We start from the raw sequence: 18,802 nt of genomic DNA on the forward strand, positions 1-18,802 counted from the left end.
CTGAAGCACCGTCTTCTCTCCACCTTCCACTCCACTGCATAAAGCCGAGCGGGTTATTTATAAAAGAACTGTTACATTGAAGTGTACCAAACATACGGCATTTCAATCAGGTCGCCATGAAAAGAAAGCTGAGATTCCTGCTGACGACAGCGCTGATATTCACTTTATCGCTTTTTCTGATTTTTCTTTTCAATCAGCTGTATTTCTTCGCTGCACTTGTCGGCAGCCTACATCCTGTTGCAGGATATGCTGTTTTCGGAGCAGGAGCGGTCATCTTCTGTATTTTCGTTTTTTCTCTCATTGCGCTCTGGAGCCCTTCTCTCAAACCGGTTTTCCCTGAAGATGAAACAGCGCCATCTTATGGGGCCTATATTCGCCACCTCGCCAAGTCTCAACCAGCACACCCCAAACATCCGAACCCATTTACAAAGGAAAGGGACGAACGATGGATCAAGGCCAATCACAAACTTCTTGAAACCGATGCCCTGAACACCACGAAGGAACTGGCAATTAAAAACTTTTTTGTCGGTGCTTTGGCTCAAAACACATCTTACGGCACGTCAACATCACTGATGAACAACCTCAAGCTTGTATGGCGCATCTACAAGCTTCATCACAAAAAACCTTCCGGCAGAGACCTGATCGCACTTTTTCGCTTCACCTATGAATCGCTTCCTCTGTCCGACTTCAATCAGGAAGAACTACCGTCACACATCAAACCCATTATTCAATCATCTTTCAGCAACACCCTCGCTACGCTTCTGCCAGGAGGCAATCTGCTGACACCGCTGTTTCTCAACTTTTTCCTTGCCGGATCCACCAATACTTATCTCACCTGCCTCACCGGCATCATCAGCCTGCATTACTGTCAGTCTTTCTCGAAGGAAGAAACAGCAGAAATCATACGTCGAAGCAACTTCGAAGCGACGTTCATGCTCAAAGAGATTGTCAAAGAATGCAATCCAATACTGTCAAAAACCATCAGCAACGCAGTTAAAAATGCCGGGATAGAGAGCCTTGACACGGTTCGCCCTTCACCTTCCGGAGGAAATCTGGCACAGGATATTGTTTCTCATGTAGCACAATCGCTAAAAAACATCATCCGGGAAAACGTCGAGTCGGAAAAAGAGAAACCCTGAAACCCGAGTCTGCATTCCCTCCTTTTCACCCTCTACTTTTTGCCTTCTCACTTTTTCCCTTGAACCTCTACTCCCTCAGTCCCCGGAAAAACTCCTGCAGAAGACTTTGCGCCTTGTGCTCGAGAATACCACCGTAAACCTCCGGCCGATGATTGAGATCGTATGAAGAAACAACATTCATGACTGTTCCACATGCACCCATTTTCGGATCGTAGGCCCCGAAGACCACTCTTCCGACTTTAGCATTGACAATCGCTCCTGCACACATTGGACACGGTTCGAGCGTCACGGCAAGCGTACAATCGTTAAGATATTTACTGCCAAGAGTTGCCATCGCAGACGTCAAAGCGATCATTTCGGCATGGGCGGTTGCATCGGTAAGTTCCTCTACCTGATTATGACCTCTTCCCACAATGTGACCGTTCGCGTCGAACACAGCCGCACCGACCGGGACCTCTTTTTTCTCATATGCCTTGATTGCCTCTCGAAAGGCTTGTTCCATGAAATATGAAAGCTCCATTATCCTGATTGAATTTTATCTAACCGCTTATTTTTACTATTATAAAGTTTTTGTTCGCCAATTTTCAGGAGCATCCCTCCTGTTGTGCCACTTCAACAAATATCCAAGAACATGAATATTCACGAATATCAAGGTAAGGACATCCTGCGCAAATTCGGAGTCTCTGTACCGAAAAATATCGTTGCTTTTTCCGCCGATGAAGCAAGACAGGCAGCAGAACAGCTGTTTGAAGAGCAGGAAAGCGACGTCGTCGTCGTTAAAGCCCAGATTCATGCCGGAGGGCGTGGCAAAGCGGGTGGAGTCAAGCTTGCAAAGTCCCCGGAGGAAGTTCACGACATTTCACGCCAGATGCTTGGAGCCACGTTGGTAACCCACCAGACCGGACCGGAAGGAAAAGAGGTCAAGCGCCTCTTGATAGAAGAAGGAATGAACATCGAAAGAGAATTTTATGTCGGCATTACTCTCGACCGTGCGACTTCGAACAATGTTTTGATGGTTTCGACCGAAGGTGGGATGGAAATAGAAAAGGTTGCGGAAGAAACTCCTGAAAAACTGTTGAAACTCCAGATTCATCCGCTCCATGGCATTCAAGGTTTCCAGGCTCGTCAAGCTGCATTTTTCCTTGGACTCGAAGGTGAAAATTTTAAAAATGCCGTACGGTTCATCACCGCCCTGTACAAAGCGTATACCTCAATCGACGCTTCTCTGGCAGAGATCAACCCCCTCGTGGTTACAAAGGAAGGCCGTGTTTTGGCTCTGGACGCGAAAATCAACTTCGATTCGAACGCTCTTTTCCGTCACAAGGAATTTCTTGAACTCAGGGACACCAGTGAAGAAGATCCTTTTGAAGTAGAAGCATCAAAATCAAACCTCAATTATGTTCGTCTCGACGGTAATGTCGGCTGCATGGTCAATGGAGCCGGTTTGGCAATGGCAACGATGGATATGATTCAGCTTGCTGGCGGAAAGCCTGCCAACTTCCTCGACGTTGGTGGAGGAGCAAGCCCTGAAACAGTGAAAGAAGGGTTTAAAATCATTATGAGTGACAAAAACGTCAAAGCCATTCTCGTCAATATTTTCGGGGGAATCGTACGTTGTGACCGCGTTGCTGGCGGTGTTATAGAAGCCGCAAAAAAAGTAGGCCTTAATCTTCCTGTCATCGTGCGGCTCGAAGGAACCAATGCCGAAATCGCTCAGAAAATGCTCGATGAATCCGGCCTCAACCTCATAGCGGCAAACGGACTGCGGGACGCTGCCCAGAAAGTGAACGAAGCGCTTGCCGGATAACTTTCCACGTTCGTCACATCATTCAAACAATGGAGAGGCTGCCCCAAAAAGGCAGCCTCCCGTATTGTGAGAGGGAAATCAGTTATAGATTCAGCTACCCCTCGTGAATATCATTCGCCAGCCCGGTCCGCGAAAGCCAAAACGACTGTTTCACCGGTCTTACCCTGAGGTTCATGGTTGTTCCTGTTTTACACGAAGCGGCATGACCTTGGAAACATTTGATACCATATCATGGGTGAACATGATCTTTCTCTCGAGTCGAAATGACTTTTTTTGTGGCGACGCTGTTGGTTTCAACTACAGGCGACACGTTTTTGAGGAAGCTTCTTTTTCTTATAAAAAGAGACGAGCTTTGAAAAAAATCTTTTTGAAGAAAAAACGAAACAATGGGAGGGAGACCAGCTCTAGAGGCGCTTTCACGCCTCTTTCACCGGGTTCGACAACAGATCAGAAAACACCAGAAAACATGGATCACGGTATCGAAGCATATCAATATATACGTAACCTTATCATCAAAACATCGATCTGTTGCAGAACATTAAGCAGCAACACTAACCTAACCGGATAGTAAAAGCACCTGTTCCTACTCAAGCACTTTCAATACATTTGACGATCTTTTCTTGTAAGTCTTGCACTTTTTTTCGAAAAAAAATAAAAATGTTTCCACACAGGTTGATAGGACCATGGTTTATTTTATTTTTTTCTGCACATCGACAATTGTAACACATCACAATGCTTGAAGCTCGAAATATCAATCTAAGCGCCGGCACGAAGGATCTTCTGCTCAATGCGTCTTTCCGTATCGGAAACAAAGACCGTGTGGGCCTGGTAGGGCTGAACGGAACCGGGAAATCAACCTTGCTTCGTCTCATAAGCGAAACCGGCACAGGCCACTCGATCATTTCGAACGGCCAGATCATACGATCATCCGAGACAACCATCGGCTATCTTCCCCAGGAAATCTCTTTCGAAAATGACCTTGAAAAAACTGCACTGCACTATGTGCTACAAGCAAACAAAAAACTGAACGAACTTTCAAGCTCCATTGAAAAACTGCAAGAAGAGCTTGCAGCACCGAATCAGGACCACGAAAGCCAACGTTATCACAGACTAATTGAAAAGTTCAGCGACGCTTCCCATGAATTCGAACGTCTCGGCGGATACACCATGGAAGCCGAAGCTGAAAAAGTTCTCGATGGGCTTGGTTTCAGCCAAGCGGAATTCCGGAAAAAGGTCAGGGAGTTTTCCGGCGGCTGGCAGATGCGCCTCCTCATTGCCAAGTTGCTGTTACAAAAACCAACGCTTCTTTTGTTGGATGAACCAACCAACCACCTCGATATCGATTCCCTGAGATGGCTCGAAAATTACATGCTCGGTTATCAGCACAGTTGCATCATCGTTTCTCACGATCGCTTTTTTCTCGATAAAATCACAACCAGAACGCTTGAAATTTATCTCAGGACCATACATGAATACAAAGGTAATTACAGCTATTACGAAAAAGAGAAAGCTGAGCGCTTCGAACTCATGATGGCCAAATATGAAAACGATCTCAAAAAAATGGCCCACCTGAAAGCCTTTGTGGACCGCTTCCGCTACAAGGCGACAAAAGCCAAGCAGGCGCAAAGCAGACTACGCCAGATGCAGAAACTAGAAGAAGAACTTCAGGCTCCTGATGAAGATTTGTCAAGAATCGCATTCAGTTTCCCGAAAGCACGACATTCAGGTAAAGAAGTCCTGAAACTCGAACATGTCACGAAATCATGGCTACAACCGGACGGTTCCACAAAGGAGGTTTTGAAAGAAGTCGATCTTGAAATCCTGCGCGGTGATCGGATAGCGATCGTCGGTTCGAATGGAGCCGGAAAAACAACTTTTTGCAGAATCGTTTCGGGTGACCTCGACTACGAAGGAAACATGACTCACGGGCACAATGTTTCCCTTAACTATTTCGCCCAACATCAAACTGAAAACCTCAATCCGGACAAAACGGTTCTCGAAGAAATGATGGATGCCGCTCCCGATGCACAATCTCAGCGAAAAGTCAGAGATATTCTGGGTTGTTTTCTCTTCAGCAACGATAGTGTCGAAAAAAAAACAGCCGTTCTTTCAGGGGGAGAAAAATCAAGATTGTCACTTGCGAAAATTCTGCTTCAGGCATCGAATCTTTTGATCATGGATGAACCCACGAATCATCTTGACATGCGTTCCAAGGAAATGTTGATCGATGCTCTTGAAAACTACGACGGCACCCTGATGCTGGTCAGCCATGACCGCTATTTTCTCGACAGCCTTGTCAACAAGGTTATAGAAATTAAAAACGGCTCTCTCAAGGTATATCTTGGAAGTTATGGAGAATACCTTGAAAAAGCGGAAAAAGCCTGGGAAGATGAACGCAACCATGGACGTAACTCGCAGAAGAACAATCCGGAGACAAGAAAATCTGCCTCGACATCCAGGCAAAAACAAGCTGCAGTCAAACAGAACAACGTAAAAGCCGAAACGCTGGAAAAAAAGATCCACAAGCTCGAAAAAGAAAAACAGGAATACGAAACCAGGATGGGATCAACGGATTTTTATTCACAACCGGAAAAAGAAATACAAACAAACGTTGATCGATACCAGAAACTTTGTACTGAGATCGAGCAGCTTTACAAAGAATGGGAACTGGCGATATCTTAAACAATAATCGTCACGCTGTCAGGTTTTCTTGGCTCAGGTTCAGGTAAGGGAACCGCACTGTAGCCGAACACTGCTGCCGCATATGGACTGTACCCTTCAGGAAAAACAATCCCAAGCTCCCTGAATACAGCCCTTCCTTTTTCGGTTGCATGGAACATCATAATCGAGTGCATCCAGCATGACCCGATGTCCATCGAGGCCGCGGCAAGCATCATATTTTGCATGGCAAGCGTACAGTCATACTGAGGCGCAAGCGCGCCGGGATCACCTGTTACAACGATAAGGATCGGTGCATGATAAAACACACTGAAATCGTCACGACGGGCCACCTCACGCAACGCTTCAACATCCGACTCCAGAAAAACCGTCTTACAGCATACATCGAGCTTATCCAGGAGAGCACGATTACGGATAACGGTAAAATGCCATGGCTGCTGGTTCATTGCACTAGGTGCATATTTACCGGCCTCGAGAATCAACTCAAGCGAATCCTTATCCACCTGATCCGGTTTGAATACCCTGACACTTCTGCGCTTGAGAATTGTATCGATCGTTTCATTCGTATTCATTCTTTCCCTGTTTGAAGACATCGTTATTCATCCTCAATTTCCACACACGACTCGAAAACATCGAAGTTACTGTCCACACGGAGATCAGCAAGGGACTTCAACGAACGCACATGATGATGCTCCCGCTCAAGGACCTCCCAGCGGTAACCATCGGCAGGCTCCTTGCAACGTAACATCTGGTTGATTTTAGTCTTGTGATAGGTTAGATCGATGAAAACCCTGAGATCGATATCATCCGTTCTGATCGCGTATAAACCGTCTATGATCAGCAACTGTATTTTACTGAAATCCGTAAAAAGCTGGTCAACTTCTTCAGTGATAATATCGATGCAGGGTATGAACACCTGCTTGTCATTCCTGAAATCGTCGATATTGTCATGCAGGAGTTTCCAGTCATACTCACCGAAACCGACGGATTTGTATTCGTTGCTTATCCGGTGCTCCCTCCGTTCGAGAGGAGGAACACGGTAATAGTTATCTGTGTGAAGAATTTTAACTCGGATGTCACAACCTTTCAGGAGGAGAGCAAGTGAATGAGCAAGTTCGGATTTCCCCGCTCCTGACTCACCTGAAATGGCAACGACAAACTTGTAACCCGGACTACTTTGTTCCAACTCATTTCTATCAGCCAACACCCGCTCCATGATGATCTTGGCGGCGGATTTGTGCTGATCGTTGATCAGCAAAACATCACCTAACATATTTCCTTAACATCTGTGCACCTCGTTTTGCAGGCACTGTTGGAAATATTGATTCTATGATAAAAGTAACAGTTTTTAGCTATGATTTCAATGAAGAAAAACATGTTTTAAGCCCGATGAACAAAGAAAAAAAAGTTTGACAGTGTACGCCGCCTTTTCTCGAATAAAAAGAGACAGTTTAGAAGACAATCGACAATGGTTGAAACCAGCATAGTCACTTGAGAAAAGTCATGTCACGCACTCAAAAAGTTCATACTTCACTGGGTAATCTGCAGCATCTATAAAGGCTTTCGCCAATGATGGATTCCCCGAGTCAAATCAGAGGATGACACCGAGAGAATGGTTGTGCCGCCTCTGTGCACATCAACGCTTTCACAAAGTAATGCCGCCCCGTGTGAAACAGGAACAACCATGAACATCAGGGTAAGATCGGTGACAGGTTCGTTTTGGGTTTCACGGGAATAGACAAGCATAAGGAAGCACTTCACGATTACCTGCGTTAAAGACAAAGAGGCTGCCCTTTTGAGGCAGCCTCTTCGTGGAATATGAAACAATAATCAAGAAGATCAATCCACCTGCTGAGCTTCCTTGGCCTGTCGCGCCTTCTCGATATATTCAGCCTGGATATCCCTGGACACATTGTAAGCTTTTGAAAGGCTATCGGACCGCCAAAGCCTGGCGTCAAATGCCATGCAAATATTTCTGAGGAACGGAATGCCGACTTCCGTTACACGAACACCATCGTCATTCAGTTCTACCATACCGTCATTCTGCATATCTTCGAGACGGAACTTCGCGACATCGAGTTCATCGCAATAAAGTTTCGGATCCTTCCAGGATGTTTCCTGCTTGCACATAAGATTAAGAATGTGACGACGCAGGACAAGATCCTCATCGGTCAACAAATGGCCGCGATGCAAAGGAAAACGGCCGGCGTTGACTTCGCGTATATAATCTTCATGAAAACGCTCGTTCTGGGCAAAAGCATACCAGGTATCACTTATCGAAGAAGAACCGAGGGCAAGCATCATCTGGGTGGTGTTTTCCGTATACCCCATGAAGTTCCTGTGAAGAGTACCGTTTTTTGCCGCCTCGTAAAGAGCATCCCCTTCAATGGCAAAATGATCCATACCTATTTCATGGTAGCCAATAGACTCGAGCATCTCCAAACCTTTGTCATAAAGCTCCTGCTTGACTGCACCGACCGGCAGATCTTTTTCCTTGAACTTTCGCTGTCCTTCGTACATGTGTGGATTGTGCCCATACGCATAAAATGCAAGCCGATCGGGTTTGAGCTCCATAACCTTGGCAATCGTATCGGTCACAGTGGCCAACGTCTGTTTCGGCAAGCCGTAGACAAGGTCGAAGTTTACCGAGGTAAATCCGATCTCGCGAGCGATATCCACTTTTTCCCGAACCAGTTCGAAAGGCTGTAGGCGGTTAATTTCTTTCTGAACTATTGGGTCAAAATCCTGAATACCGAAACTCATCCGACGAAAGCCAACGCTGTAAAGCGCTTCAAGGTGCTCCCGCGTTGTCGAACGCGGATTTGTTTCAAAACTGAACATGTAATCATCCATTCGGTTAACATGTTCATAAAGCCCGTTAACCAGCCTGATGAGGTTGTCCGGACTTAAAAATGTCGGTGTGCCTCCACCGATATGCATTTCCTTGACGTTCAATGTTCCGGGGAAAACATCGAGATACATTTGCCACTCTTTCAGCAATGCTTCGAGATAGGGTTGCTCAAAAGAATGATCCTGCGTACGATAAGCGTTGCAACCGCAGAAATAACAGTAATTTTCACAGTAGGGAATATGGATATACATACTGACACCTGTAGTGTCATTACTGTCATTGAAGCCTTTTACCATGGCTTCCTTCCATTGTTCCTGGGATACTCCGTCCGTGCTCCATGAGGGAATGGTAGGATAGCTTGTATACCTTGGGCCGGGATTGCGGTACTTATCTGCAAGATTTGTTGCCATTGTAATCTTCCTCTACAATTGTTACTTTTCCTTTCTTGTACCCGTGAAAATACACAAAACTCAGCAAAATCATAAATAAAAGGACACCGCCACAAAGCGGTGGCAATCTATTACTTGTTATGACAACTTCACCTAACGGTTCATCTCCCCTGGTAGGCATCCTTATGGGTTCCGATTCCGACTTCGACATCATGAAAGAGGCGGCATCCGTCCTCGACGAATTCAATATTCCCTATGAAGTTTCCGTTATTTCCGCGCACCGCACACCAAGCGAGCTCGAACGATATGCCACGAAGGCGAAAGATAACGGCCTCAAAGTCATCATAGCCGGTGCCGGCGGAGCAGCACATCTTCCCGGCGTTACTGCTGCACTTACCGTGCTCCCGGTAATCGGTGTTCCGATTTTCAGCAAAAAGCTCAACGGGCAGGATTCTCTTTATTCAATCGTACAGATGCCCGCAGGCATTCCGGTTGCGACAGTAGGCATCGACAACGCAAGAAACGGGGCTCTTATGGCAGTGCAAATACTTGCACTTACCGACCCATCAATCATGTCTTCTCTTGAAGGATTTCGGATCAAACTTGCGGAAGCATCCCGTATGAAAAACAGGAAAGTACAGGAAAAACTCAATGCAATCAGCTGACTATTGGATTGAAAAACTCGATCTTATCAATCACCCGGAAGGGGGCTTCTTTCGTGAAACGTATCGCAGCAAGACCTCTTACGAGTTTCGCAAAAGCCCGGTTTTTTCAGGAAACCGGGCATATTCCACGGCAATTTTTTACCTGCTCACAAAAAGAGACCGTTCGAAGCTGCACAGGATCAAATCGGATGAACTGTGGTTTTATCACACCGGAACTCCACTGACAGTCTATCTGTTCCATGATGTTGGCTTCATGTCAACATTAACATTGGACCCGGGAACAGGAACCTTTCAAGGCATTGTTCCTGCAAACACATGGTTCGGGGCAAGACATGAAACCGAATCCACGGAAGCATACACGCTGACAAGCTGTGTTGTTTCTCCGGGCTTCGATTTCAGTGATTTCACCCTGGCCGACAAGGACTCGCTCACAAGAAAGTTTCCACAGCATGCAGCGTTGATTGAAGATCTTACCTGAGCTGGCAACACGTATTCTTGTCGGTCCCCATCATTTTCGGATCACCACGTGGTAGAGCTCTCCGTCCTTGCGAATATCCTCGACGCGATGTCCCTGCTCTTCTGCCGTTCTCGGTACACTCTCCAGGGGCTCACCCTCCGAAAGCAGGACATCGAGGACTTCACCGTCATCGATCTGTGAGAGTTTCAGTTTGACCTTAACCATGGTCATGGGACACCGCTCTTTCGTGATATCGAGAGTGTGCTGCATGATAGTAACTGCCTCCTTTAAAACCTTTTTTTTGAAAACCGTTCTTGTTCATCACAGACCGGCAATAATCGAATATCCTGTAAACGCCGGCTCAGATAAAAATGATATGTCCATCCTTTGACGCATCGAGAAACGTGGCCACTCCGGCAACCCCCTTCACATGTTCATCGAGATCGTTTTTATCGATCCCGAGAATATGCATCGCCATCTCACAGGCAACAAAACCAATACCCAGTGCTTTCGCCGCCTCCACGAGTTCATCGAGGGTCGCTACATTGCTTTTTTTCATCATACCGGTCATCAGCACCGGACTTACACCGCCGAAATTCAACCTGCTTAACGGCAGGTTCTTTTTCCCTCCCATGAGAAAATTAAAAACCTTTGCCAGCAAACCATTTCCGATCCATGTTCGGCCCGTTTTTTTCTTCAGGATGTTGAGGCCCCAGAAAGTAAAAAACATTTTTACCTCCCAGTTCACGGCAGCAGCACCGGTTGCCAGAGTAAATGCCGCCAGCGCCTTGTCAAAATCACCGCTGAAGCAAACTATAGAGAGTTTTTGCCGTTCCATCGCATCTCCCGGTTTTCCAATTCGTTATCCGGTCTGTCTATTACGACCAGAGGCTCTTCGCTCACCTCTTTTTTCACAATTCTGAATGCCCTGACATCAGGGCGAAGCGCTGCTAGAGAAACAATCACATAAATCATTCCGGGATCGAACGCAAGCCGGATGTCCTCTTGTGAAGGGCTTGCCGGCGTTTCGGGATGACTGTGATAAACCGCGATGGCCTGTTGCTGTTTTTTCCGCATTGCCAGAACAGCATCAAACTGCTCTTTGGGATCGAAAGAAAAATGCTCGCCCGACTTATCCATGTTGGTCAGGTGATAGACTTCAACTGCAGCCCCGTCTCTTCCCCCCAGATATCCGCACGCCTCCAGAGGCATATCCCTGCAGGCATGCTCGACTATTTTCTCATACACACAGTTATAAATCACCATGCCCTTCCTCCTTGTTCCACCAGCTTCAAGGTTACTTCAAGTCACACTCCCGCTGCTCTTCATCCCGCAGTTCGGTAATGGACGGATGTTCCGAACAAACCGCACATTTCGGGTTTCGCTGCACATTCACCTTTCTGAAATTCATGGGCAGTGCATCGAAGGTCAGCAAGGCATCAGCCAGAATATCCCCAGCTCCAGTGATGAACTTCAATGCCTCTGCAGCCTGAATCGTACCGAGCATTCCTGCCACAGCCCCCAACACCCCCGCCTCGGAACAGGTTGGAATCATGTTTTTCGGCGGCGGCTTATGAAAAACGCACCGATAACAGGCGCTCTCTTTCGGCAGCACCGTCATTGTTTGGCCGTTGAACCTCAGAATACCCCCGTGAGAAAAAGGAATTCCTTTCATGACACATGCATCGTTTATGAGAAATTTTGTCGCAAAACTGTCGGTCCCGTCGATGACGAAATCATAACCGTCTATGATTTCTTCGATGTTCGATGCATTGACGAATGTCTTTATCGATTCAACCTCGACATCGGGGTTTATCGCTTGCATCTTCTCTTTAGCGGAGAACACCTTGGGAGAACCGATATCTGCTGTAAAATGAATGATCTGCCGCTGAAGATTCGATACCTCGACGACATCAGCATCGACAATACCTATTTTTCCGATACCCGCTGCAGCGCAATACATGGCAGCCGGAGCTCCAAGCCCTCCTGCACCGATGATCATCACTTTCGAGTTCAACAGTTTCTGCTGCCCTTCGACCCCGACGTTGTCGAGCAGGATATGACGGCTGTATCGCTCCAGCTGTGACTCTGTAAAGTCAATCATATGTTCTCCAAACCCTGTTGTATATCATCTATCAAATCTTCCCGATCCTCTATGCCGACCGAAAGCCTCAGCATGTTTTCGTCAATGCCCATACCCAAACGCTCCTCCGCGGCATATTCACCGAATATCGTAGAGGCAGGGTGTATGATCAGGCTTTTATTATCGTTGAGGTTCGTTGCTTTTCTAATAATCGCGAGACTGTCGATAAAGCGAAAGCACTGCTTCCTGTCCTCGAGCTCAAAGGAAACCAGCCCGCCAAACAATCCGCTGAACTGCGCAGAAGCAGTTGCATGATACTTCGATTCCGGTAACCCCGGATAGTTGACGGCTTTGACTTCAGGCTGTTCGGCAAGAAACCGTGCAATCGCCATTGCGTTTTCTGAACTGTGCCGGACGCGCAAAGCCAAGGTCTCCAGACCGAGAGTGTTCAGCCATGCATGATGCGGAGCCATGCAGGAACCACAGTTTCTGAAAACCTCCCTGCGAAGTTTTGCGAGAAAAGCAAACTGCCCGTACTGACCGCTTAAAGATGAAACTTTGGGCGATCGACTCCAGTCGAACAAACCGTTGTCGATAATAACCCCACCGACTCCCGTTGCTCCACCAGATATATACTTGGTTGTCGAAACGACCTCCACCGCGACCCCGTAATCCCTGGAACGGAACAGAAAAGGGGTTGTCAACGTACCGTCGAGGACAAGAGGAACCCCGAACTTCTCTGCACAGCCCGAGACAGCGGACATATCGGCCACTTCGAGCTGAGGGTTGGTTATCGACTCGAGATACAACGCCCGGGTATCTTCATCGATCTTGCTCTCGATGGAACCGGGATCACTCATATCGGCATACCGTACTTCAAGCCCCCAATCCCTCAACGTCTTCTCGAACAACGAGATGGTGTTTCCGAACAGGTGTCGGCTTGAAACGATATTGCTCCCGGTAGAACAGAGAGCCAAAATGACATTCGTTATGGCTGCCATACCTGATGATACGGCAATGACACCTCGTGAATCGGTCAACACCCGCATTTTCGTTTCGAAATCCTCTACAGTCGGATTGGATATCCTGCTATAAGTATGTGCAGGCAGCTTCCCTTCGAAAGCTTGCTGAATCTCGTCGGCATTATCGAACTCGAATGCAACGGAATCATACAGGGGAGGCCGCAAAGCTCCATGAACATCCTTCTTAGGATACCTTGTGTGTAAAACCTTCGTGGTGAAACCTTTCATTCAGAACAGCCTCCTCCCATGAAATACAAAAAATCAACCTCATCCCCTTCTCTGACAACCGTGGCATCAAAAACATTCCGCTCGAGAAAATCACCATTGATCTGGACGGATACCATGTCCGGCATTTCAACACCCTGAAGAGCGAGCAACTCGGTTACCGTTATCGTATCCGAAGACAGTTCTTTTCTTTCACCGTTTATCGTCAGTTTCATAGTTTCACTTATTTTATAGCTACACTCAGATACCGTTCTCCTGTATCGGGAAACAAAGTGACAATCACCGCGTCTTCCAATCCCTTGTTTTTTATGTACTTCGCCGTACCGCAAGCCGATGCTCCAGATGAAATACCGGCGAGAATTCCTTCTTCACGGGCAATCCGGCGCATCCACTCCATCGCTTCACCATCGGTTACAGTAACCACGTCATCTAACAACGCTTCATCCATGATGGAGGGAACGAATCCAGCACCAATTCCCTGTATTGCATGCGGCCCTGGAGGTTCACCACTCAAGGCAGCGCAGTTTGCCGGCTCGACAGCGACAACCTTGACCGTTGGCCGTTTTTGCTTGACATTACGGGCAATCCCGGTTATGGTTCCCCCTGTCCCCACCCCGGCAACGATCACATCGACGCTTTCGTCGGTATCCCGCAGAATTTCAACCGCAGTTGTTTTTTGATGAACGTCAACGTTCGAAGGATTGTCGAACTGGCGAACAAGAAAAGAGTCATGCAGGGAATCATGTAATTCTTCCGCCCTGGCGATTGCACCCTCCATTCCAAGGTGCGCAGGAGTAAGCTCGACATCTGCCCCGAAAAATGCCAACATCTTTCGTCTTTCAATGCTCATCGAATCAGGCATGACCACAATCAACCTGTACGTTCTGATAGCGGCAATGAACGCAAGGGCAATTCCCGTATTCCCGCTCGTAGCCTCGATTATCGTTCCTTCAGGACCGAGCTTGCCGCTTGCAACAGCGTCATCGATCATGGCCAGTGCAGCCCTATCCTTTACCGACCCACAGGGGTTGTACTGTTCAAGTTTTGCGAGAACCATATTTCTGCTTCCAAAAAGCCGGTTCAACGCCACAAGAGGCGTCTTTCCAACAAGCTCCGTCATGTCATTTGCGTAGTGCACAACCTTACCGATCAGTTGATTTATTTGCCGCCCCATACACCTTCACAGGTGATTAGGACGGATTCGGGTGTAAAAGGGACAGCATCGAGATATACAGAACAAAAAAATCGTAACCACGAGAGCAAGGTTTTCCGAAAACGAATAGAGACACTTTCAGATATAGTAAATCCGTTTCTCCGCATATTTTTTTTCCTCCTCGAGGAGCTCCTCCAGAGAAATTGAAAAATGCTCCCTGATACGGTCCTCCAGGTTGCCGAACACCTGCCTCACCGCTTTGGCATCATATTGCGAAACAATACCAATTGGCCCCTCGAGAGCTTCGAGAATCGAGAAAACCGTAAGATTTCGCGGGCTGTCAAAAAGCTCATATCCACCTTTATTGCCACGAACACTTTTCACCAAACCGTTTTTCACCAACCGGTTAAAAATCTGTTCCAGATAATTTTTCGGAATCCCTCTCTGTTCGACAATCTGCCGAATCTGCAACCTTTCCTTCCCGAAATTATCAGCCAGATCAAGCATTGCCGCCAATCCATAGTGAGCTTTTGCACTCAACGAAAACATAATCTACTATCTTGACTTTATTTTATAGATTTAATAAATAAAAATCAGGCGAAATAGTCAAGAATATCCTTAAAAGAAAAGTCTGACTGTACAACCGAAAGAGTAAAAGACTCCATATAACCGTTCATAAGAAACCTCCATCAACCAGCCGCCACACGAGCAGGTCTTTGCCAGAAAAGAAAATAGCGGCAACGGACAGAAAATTTTTTATTTAGGAAAATTACTCTATAATTAGTAGCGAAAGTTTGCCAGACCCTCTCTCCTGTAATAGAGCTGATAGTAACCATGGTGCTGGATAACGCTATTCGGGGAGATTCTACCGGTTTGGGACAGAACATTGAAACCGATCAATTCAGACGAAACAGCAGGAAAAGTAACGATGAAGCATGTCGTGATCGTTGGTGGCGGCTTCGCCGGTATCAACGCAGCAAAAGAACTTGGGAACAAACGTGATATCAGGATAACCCTTATCGACAGAAAGAACTACCACCTGTTCCAGCCGCTCCTTTACCAGGTCGCCATGTCAGCTCTCGGAGCTGGTGATGTTGCTGAACCGCTGAGAAACATGCTTTCGAAGTATAAAAACATCACGGTGTTCAAAGGTTCGGTCGAAAATGTCGATATGGAAAGAAAAATCCTCTTTACCGATTTCGGTGAAATGACATACGACTACCTGATCCTCGCATGCGGTGTAAAACACCATTACTTCGGCCATGACGAGTGGGAGGAACATGCACCTGGCCTGAAAATCATCGCCCAGGCAACCGAAATACGGCGAAGGATCATGGAAGCCTACGAGGCTGCGGAAAGAACCGCGGATCCTGTTGAACGCAAGAAACTTCTAACGTTCGTCATTGTCGGCGGTGGGCCAACCGGCGTCGAGCTTGCCGGATCTATCGGGGAAATGAGCCGTTTTACACTCTCCAAGTACTACAAGCACATCGACCCGAAGCTCACGAGAATATTTATTGTCGAAGCGGCACCGAGAATTCTCGGTTCTTTTTCTCCGAAGCTCGCCAGCAAAGCAACCAGAGCTCTCGAACAGCTGGGGGTACAGGTATGGACGAACAGTATGGTGACCGATGTCGATACAAACGGCGTTCAGATCGGCAACGAACGCATAGAAGCAGCGACAGTGCTATGGGCTGCTGGTGTCAGAGCGATAGAAATCGGCGGAAAAATGGGAGTGGAAACCGACCGTTCAGGGCGAATCGTAGTTGAAGAAGATCTGAGCATACCCGGCTACCCAGATGTTTTCGTGGGGGGTGACCAGGCTCATTATGCTCACCATACGGACTACCCTCTTCCCGGAATGGCTCCAGTGGCGTCACAACAGGGACACGCTATGGGTAAAAACATCCTCGCTGATAGCAAAGGCAAGCCGAGAAAACCGTTCAAATACCGCGATAAAGGACAGATGGCTACCATTGGCCGAAACAAGGCAATCGTGGAAATCGGAAACTTCAAGTTTTTCGGAAGTTTTGCCTGGTTTACCTGGCTCTTGGTACACATTTACTATCTCACAACGTTCAAGCATCGCGTTTTCGTATTGCTGCAGTGGGGTTGGTCTTATTTTACGTTCGGCCATGGCGCGCGCCTTATCGTCAACAAGGAATGGCGGTTTTATCCGGACCGAAACGAGATCAATGTCGAAGAAGAGAGCTGACAGATGCTACCGAAACGGGAAAAAACAGGAATGTTCAACAAGTGCACGCCAAAAGATGTGACACAATTGCTTTCGTCGGTTATATTTCTTGGATTGGCTTCTTATATAGCGTTCCTCCTCGAAGCCCCCAAAGTGACACCTAGCCAGGATCTGTACATGATCGCCTCCCTGGCAGGCAGTTACGGACTATGGAAGCTGTGGAAGGGCATTTCAGGCTGCCGTTCAAACTGAGTTTACAATACAACGTGAAACCTTTCGGACAATGAACAGTTTGTCGAAAAGGTCAAAAATCAACTGGTGTTATGGATTGCGAAATAAATAAAGAAACGGAGAAACAACTGTTTTTTCATAACTACTCACGCCTGCCTCTTGCCATAACTCACGGTGAGGGAACGTATCTTTACGGCTCCGATGGATCACGCTACCTTGACATGATCTCGGGTATCGGGGTCAATGCGCTTGGTTACGGCGACAAAAGAGTCATCGACGCAATTACAAAGCAGGCGCAAAAGGTCATTCACGCGTCGAACCTTTTTATGCTCGAGCCCCAATTCGAGCTTGCAGGAAAACTTCTTGAAATCTCGGGGCTCTCAAAGGTATTTTTTGCCAACAGTGGTACGGAGGCAATCGAAGCCGCTATAAAGTTATCGAGAAAATGGGCTCACTTGTCGGGCAGCACTGATAAAAAAGAAATCGTCTCCCTTTCGAACTGTTTTCACGGAAGAACCTATGGAGCGATGTCATTGACGGCCAAGGCGAAATATCTTGAAGGTTACGACCCTCTTCTCCCCGGAATGGCGAATGTTTCATTCAATGATGTCGATAACCTGAAAGCCACTGTGAACGATAGCACAGCTGCCGTGTTTGTCGAGTTCATTCAAGGTGAAGGTGGCATTCACAAAATTTCTCCCGAATTCATCGACACCCTGAAAACGCTTCGGGAACAACACAATTTTTTGCTTGTCGCCGATGAAATCCAGGCCGGTTGCGGCAGAACCGGTAAGTTTTTCAGTTACATGCACTTCGATATCGAACCCGATCTGATCTGTCTGGCAAAACCTCTCGGCGGTGGCTTGCCGCTGTCTGCAGTTATCGGTAACAGCAAAGTCAAGGACGTTTTTGCAGCGGGTAACCACGGCACGACTTTTGGCGGTAATCCGGTAGCATGTGCAGCAGGGTTGGCGCTAATCAACGCTATTTATGATGATCATCTCATGGAACATGCTTCCGCAACCGGAAAGCTTATGGGACAAGCGCTTGAAACACTCGCAGAAAAATACTCTCAAATACGGGAAATTCGTCAATATGGCATGATGATCGGCATAACCGTTACACGTGAAGCCTCGTATTACGTTCAGGAAGCATTGAAAAGAAAGGTCCTCGTCAACGCAACAAGCGGCGATGTAGTCAGACTCCTTCCCCCCCTGACCACAAGCCGTGAAGAAGCACAACAGTGTATCGATTGTCTCGATGAAATCTTCAGCGAAGAAACCTAAGAGCCCCAATAAGAGAAACATTCCGATGCCGCTGGAAAAGATCAACTACTTTTTCATCGGCATCGGAATTGCCGTCATAGCATTCAGCTATATCATGATGTATCTTGAAAACAGTGCAGACGGTTATTTTTCACTCTACGTCAGCCCGGTACTACTGGTCGGAGCGTATGCCTGGATACTTTTCGCACTGCTTTACAGGAAAAGAACCTGATTTTTTCCCATTACCGCAACGTAAAGCGTATCGGCACAGCTAACCAAACCTCGATCGGAGAGCTGTTCTGAACACCGGGCGAATACGTTGATTTCATAACACATTCAATCGCAGCTTCGTCGAAGATCGTCTGATCAGAAGGAACCCGCTTCATAATCTTCGCCTTTATCGGTTTCCCCTTCTCTGAAACCAGGACACTGACAAACACCTTCCCCTCGATACCTGCACGACGGGCCATTTCGGGATATCTCGGCTCTTTCTTCCTGAGAAATGATGGCATGACTTCGCAGGGCACGAATACAGGAGCATCGCCGATACCGCCCTCGACCCCCTGCGGCTGATGAATGGCCTTCCTGATCTCCTTCTGCGTCGCGAGCGTCTGTTCCGGCGGCGCTTCTTCTTTCTTGACT

21 protein-coding genes are annotated in these 18,802 nt (G+C 47.3%); 8 read left to right on the plus strand and 13 right to left on the minus strand.

What is annotated here, in order from left to right; translation table 11 throughout:
• The first annotated feature begins 116 nt into the window (after positions 1-116).
• Positions 117-1,139, plus strand: a complete 1,023-nt coding sequence (locus tag QZ209_RS09245; RefSeq protein WP_294347202.1) for a hypothetical protein — start codon at positions 117-119, stop codon at positions 1,137-1,139.
• Positions 1,140-1,206: 67 nt separating this feature from the next.
• Here the strand turns inward: QZ209_RS09245 and QZ209_RS09250 are convergent, their stop codons facing one another.
• A complete protein-coding gene (locus tag QZ209_RS09250; protein WP_294347204.1) occupies positions 1,207-1,659 on the minus strand; it encodes a nucleoside deaminase in 453 nt (150 codons plus the stop codon).
• Positions 1,660-1,770: 111 nt separating this feature from the next.
• Between QZ209_RS09250 and sucC the strand changes: the two genes are divergently transcribed.
• Both sucC and QZ209_RS09260 read left to right on the plus strand, forming a co-directional pair.
• Positions 1,771-2,946, plus strand: coding sequence for an ADP-forming succinate--CoA ligase subunit beta (gene sucC, locus QZ209_RS09255; RefSeq protein ID WP_294347206.1), 1,176 nt, complete (start codon positions 1,771-1,773; stop codon positions 2,944-2,946).
• Positions 2,947-3,678: 732 nt separating this feature from the next.
• Entirely contained in the window at positions 3,679-5,628 is a 1,950-nt protein-coding gene (locus QZ209_RS09260; RefSeq protein ID WP_294347208.1) for an ABC-F family ATP-binding cassette domain-containing protein, read from the plus strand.
• Here QZ209_RS09260 and QZ209_RS09265 read toward each other — a convergent pair.
• From QZ209_RS09265 to hemN, 3 genes are all read right to left on the minus strand, one after another.
• On the minus strand, positions 5,625-6,197 hold the full coding sequence (locus QZ209_RS09265) for a nitroreductase family protein (RefSeq protein ID WP_294347210.1): 573 nt from the start codon (positions 6,195-6,197) through the stop codon (positions 5,625-5,627). The genes QZ209_RS09260 and QZ209_RS09265 overlap by 4 nt on opposite strands.
• A gap of 23 nt (positions 6,198-6,220) precedes the next feature.
• Positions 6,221-6,898, minus strand: a complete 678-nt coding sequence (locus QZ209_RS09270; protein WP_294347212.1) for a uridine kinase — start codon at positions 6,896-6,898, stop codon at positions 6,221-6,223.
• 566 nt (positions 6,899-7,464) lie between these two features.
• Complete coding sequence (gene hemN, locus QZ209_RS09275) at positions 7,465-8,886, minus strand: oxygen-independent coproporphyrinogen III oxidase (protein ID WP_294347214.1); 1,422 nt, start codon at positions 8,884-8,886, stop codon at positions 7,465-7,467.
• A 119-nt stretch (positions 8,887-9,005) separates the two neighbouring features.
• On the opposite strand from hemN, the gene purE reads away from it, so the two are divergent.
• Positions 9,006-9,530 (plus strand): 5-(carboxyamino)imidazole ribonucleotide mutase, encoded by a 525-nt coding sequence (purE, locus tag QZ209_RS09280; RefSeq protein WP_294347215.1) that lies wholly within the window; start codon positions 9,006-9,008, stop codon positions 9,528-9,530.
• A complete protein-coding gene (locus tag QZ209_RS09285; RefSeq protein ID WP_294347217.1) occupies positions 9,517-10,008 on the plus strand; it encodes a cupin domain-containing protein in 492 nt (163 codons plus the stop codon). The genes purE and QZ209_RS09285 overlap by 14 nt, the downstream gene beginning before the upstream one ends.
• A 30-nt stretch (positions 10,009-10,038) precedes the next feature.
• Here QZ209_RS09285 and QZ209_RS09290 read toward each other — a convergent pair whose 3' ends face one another.
• From QZ209_RS09290 to QZ209_RS09325, 8 genes are all read right to left on the minus strand, one after another.
• A complete protein-coding gene (locus QZ209_RS09290) occupies positions 10,039-10,257 on the minus strand; it encodes a sulfurtransferase TusA family protein (RefSeq protein WP_294347219.1) in 219 nt (72 codons plus the stop codon).
• Positions 10,258-10,348: 91 nt separating this feature from the next.
• A complete protein-coding gene (locus tag QZ209_RS09295; protein WP_294347220.1) occupies positions 10,349-10,825 on the minus strand; it encodes a DsrE/DsrF/DrsH-like family protein in 477 nt (158 codons plus the stop codon).
• Positions 10,801-11,253: a M67 family metallopeptidase gene (locus QZ209_RS09300; RefSeq protein ID WP_294347222.1), complete on the minus strand. Its 453-nt coding sequence runs from the start codon at positions 11,251-11,253 to the stop codon at positions 10,801-10,803. Before QZ209_RS09300 ends, QZ209_RS09295 begins: the two co-directional genes overlap by 25 nt.
• A gap of 31 nt (positions 11,254-11,284) precedes the next feature.
• Positions 11,285-12,091, minus strand: a complete 807-nt coding sequence (locus QZ209_RS09305) for a HesA/MoeB/ThiF family protein (RefSeq protein ID WP_294347225.1) — start codon at positions 12,089-12,091, stop codon at positions 11,285-11,287.
• Positions 12,088-13,320 carry a PLP-dependent transferase gene (locus QZ209_RS09310; protein WP_294347227.1) on the minus strand — a complete coding sequence of 411 codons (1,233 nt, stop codon included), beginning with the start codon at positions 13,318-13,320 and terminating at the stop codon, positions 12,088-12,090. The genes QZ209_RS09305 and QZ209_RS09310 overlap by 4 nt, the downstream gene beginning before the upstream one ends.
• Positions 13,317-13,532: a sulfur carrier protein ThiS gene (thiS, locus tag QZ209_RS09315; protein WP_294347230.1), complete on the minus strand. Its 216-nt coding sequence runs from the start codon at positions 13,530-13,532 to the stop codon at positions 13,317-13,319. The genes QZ209_RS09310 and thiS overlap by 4 nt, the downstream gene beginning before the upstream one ends.
• A gap of 8 nt (positions 13,533-13,540) precedes the next feature.
• Positions 13,541-14,491, minus strand: a complete 951-nt coding sequence (cysK, locus tag QZ209_RS09320) for a cysteine synthase A (protein WP_294347232.1) — start codon at positions 14,489-14,491, stop codon at positions 13,541-13,543.
• 117 nt (positions 14,492-14,608) lie between these two features.
• A complete protein-coding gene (locus tag QZ209_RS09325; RefSeq protein WP_294347234.1) occupies positions 14,609-15,019 on the minus strand; it encodes an Rrf2 family transcriptional regulator in 411 nt (136 codons plus the stop codon).
• A gap of 379 nt (positions 15,020-15,398) precedes the next feature.
• On the opposite strand from QZ209_RS09325, the gene QZ209_RS09330 reads away from it, so the two are divergent.
• The 3 genes from QZ209_RS09330 to QZ209_RS09340 all read left to right on the plus strand — a co-directional run bounded on the left by QZ209_RS09330 (position 15,399) and on the right by QZ209_RS09340 (position 18,392).
• Entirely contained in the window at positions 15,399-16,685 is a 1,287-nt protein-coding gene (locus tag QZ209_RS09330; protein ID WP_294347236.1) for an NAD(P)/FAD-dependent oxidoreductase, read from the plus strand.
• A gap of 302 nt (positions 16,686-16,987) precedes the next feature.
• Positions 16,988-18,181, plus strand: a complete 1,194-nt coding sequence (locus tag QZ209_RS09335) for an aspartate aminotransferase family protein (RefSeq protein ID WP_294347237.1) — start codon at positions 16,988-16,990, stop codon at positions 18,179-18,181.
• Between the two features lie 25 nt (positions 18,182-18,206).
• Positions 18,207-18,392 carry a hypothetical protein gene (locus QZ209_RS09340; protein WP_294347239.1) on the plus strand — a complete coding sequence of 62 codons (186 nt, stop codon included), beginning with the start codon at positions 18,207-18,209 and terminating at the stop codon, positions 18,390-18,392.
• A gap of 10 nt (positions 18,393-18,402) precedes the next feature.
• Here QZ209_RS09340 and QZ209_RS09345 read toward each other — a convergent pair.
• On the minus strand, positions 18,403-18,802 hold a 400-nt coding region (locus tag QZ209_RS09345), incomplete at its 5' end, for an energy transducer TonB (RefSeq protein ID WP_294347241.1).

The organism is Prosthecochloris sp. (genome assembly GCA_015482705.2).
In the GTDB taxonomy this organism is placed as follows: Bacteria; Bacteroidota; Chlorobiia; order Chlorobiales; family Chlorobiaceae; genus Prosthecochloris.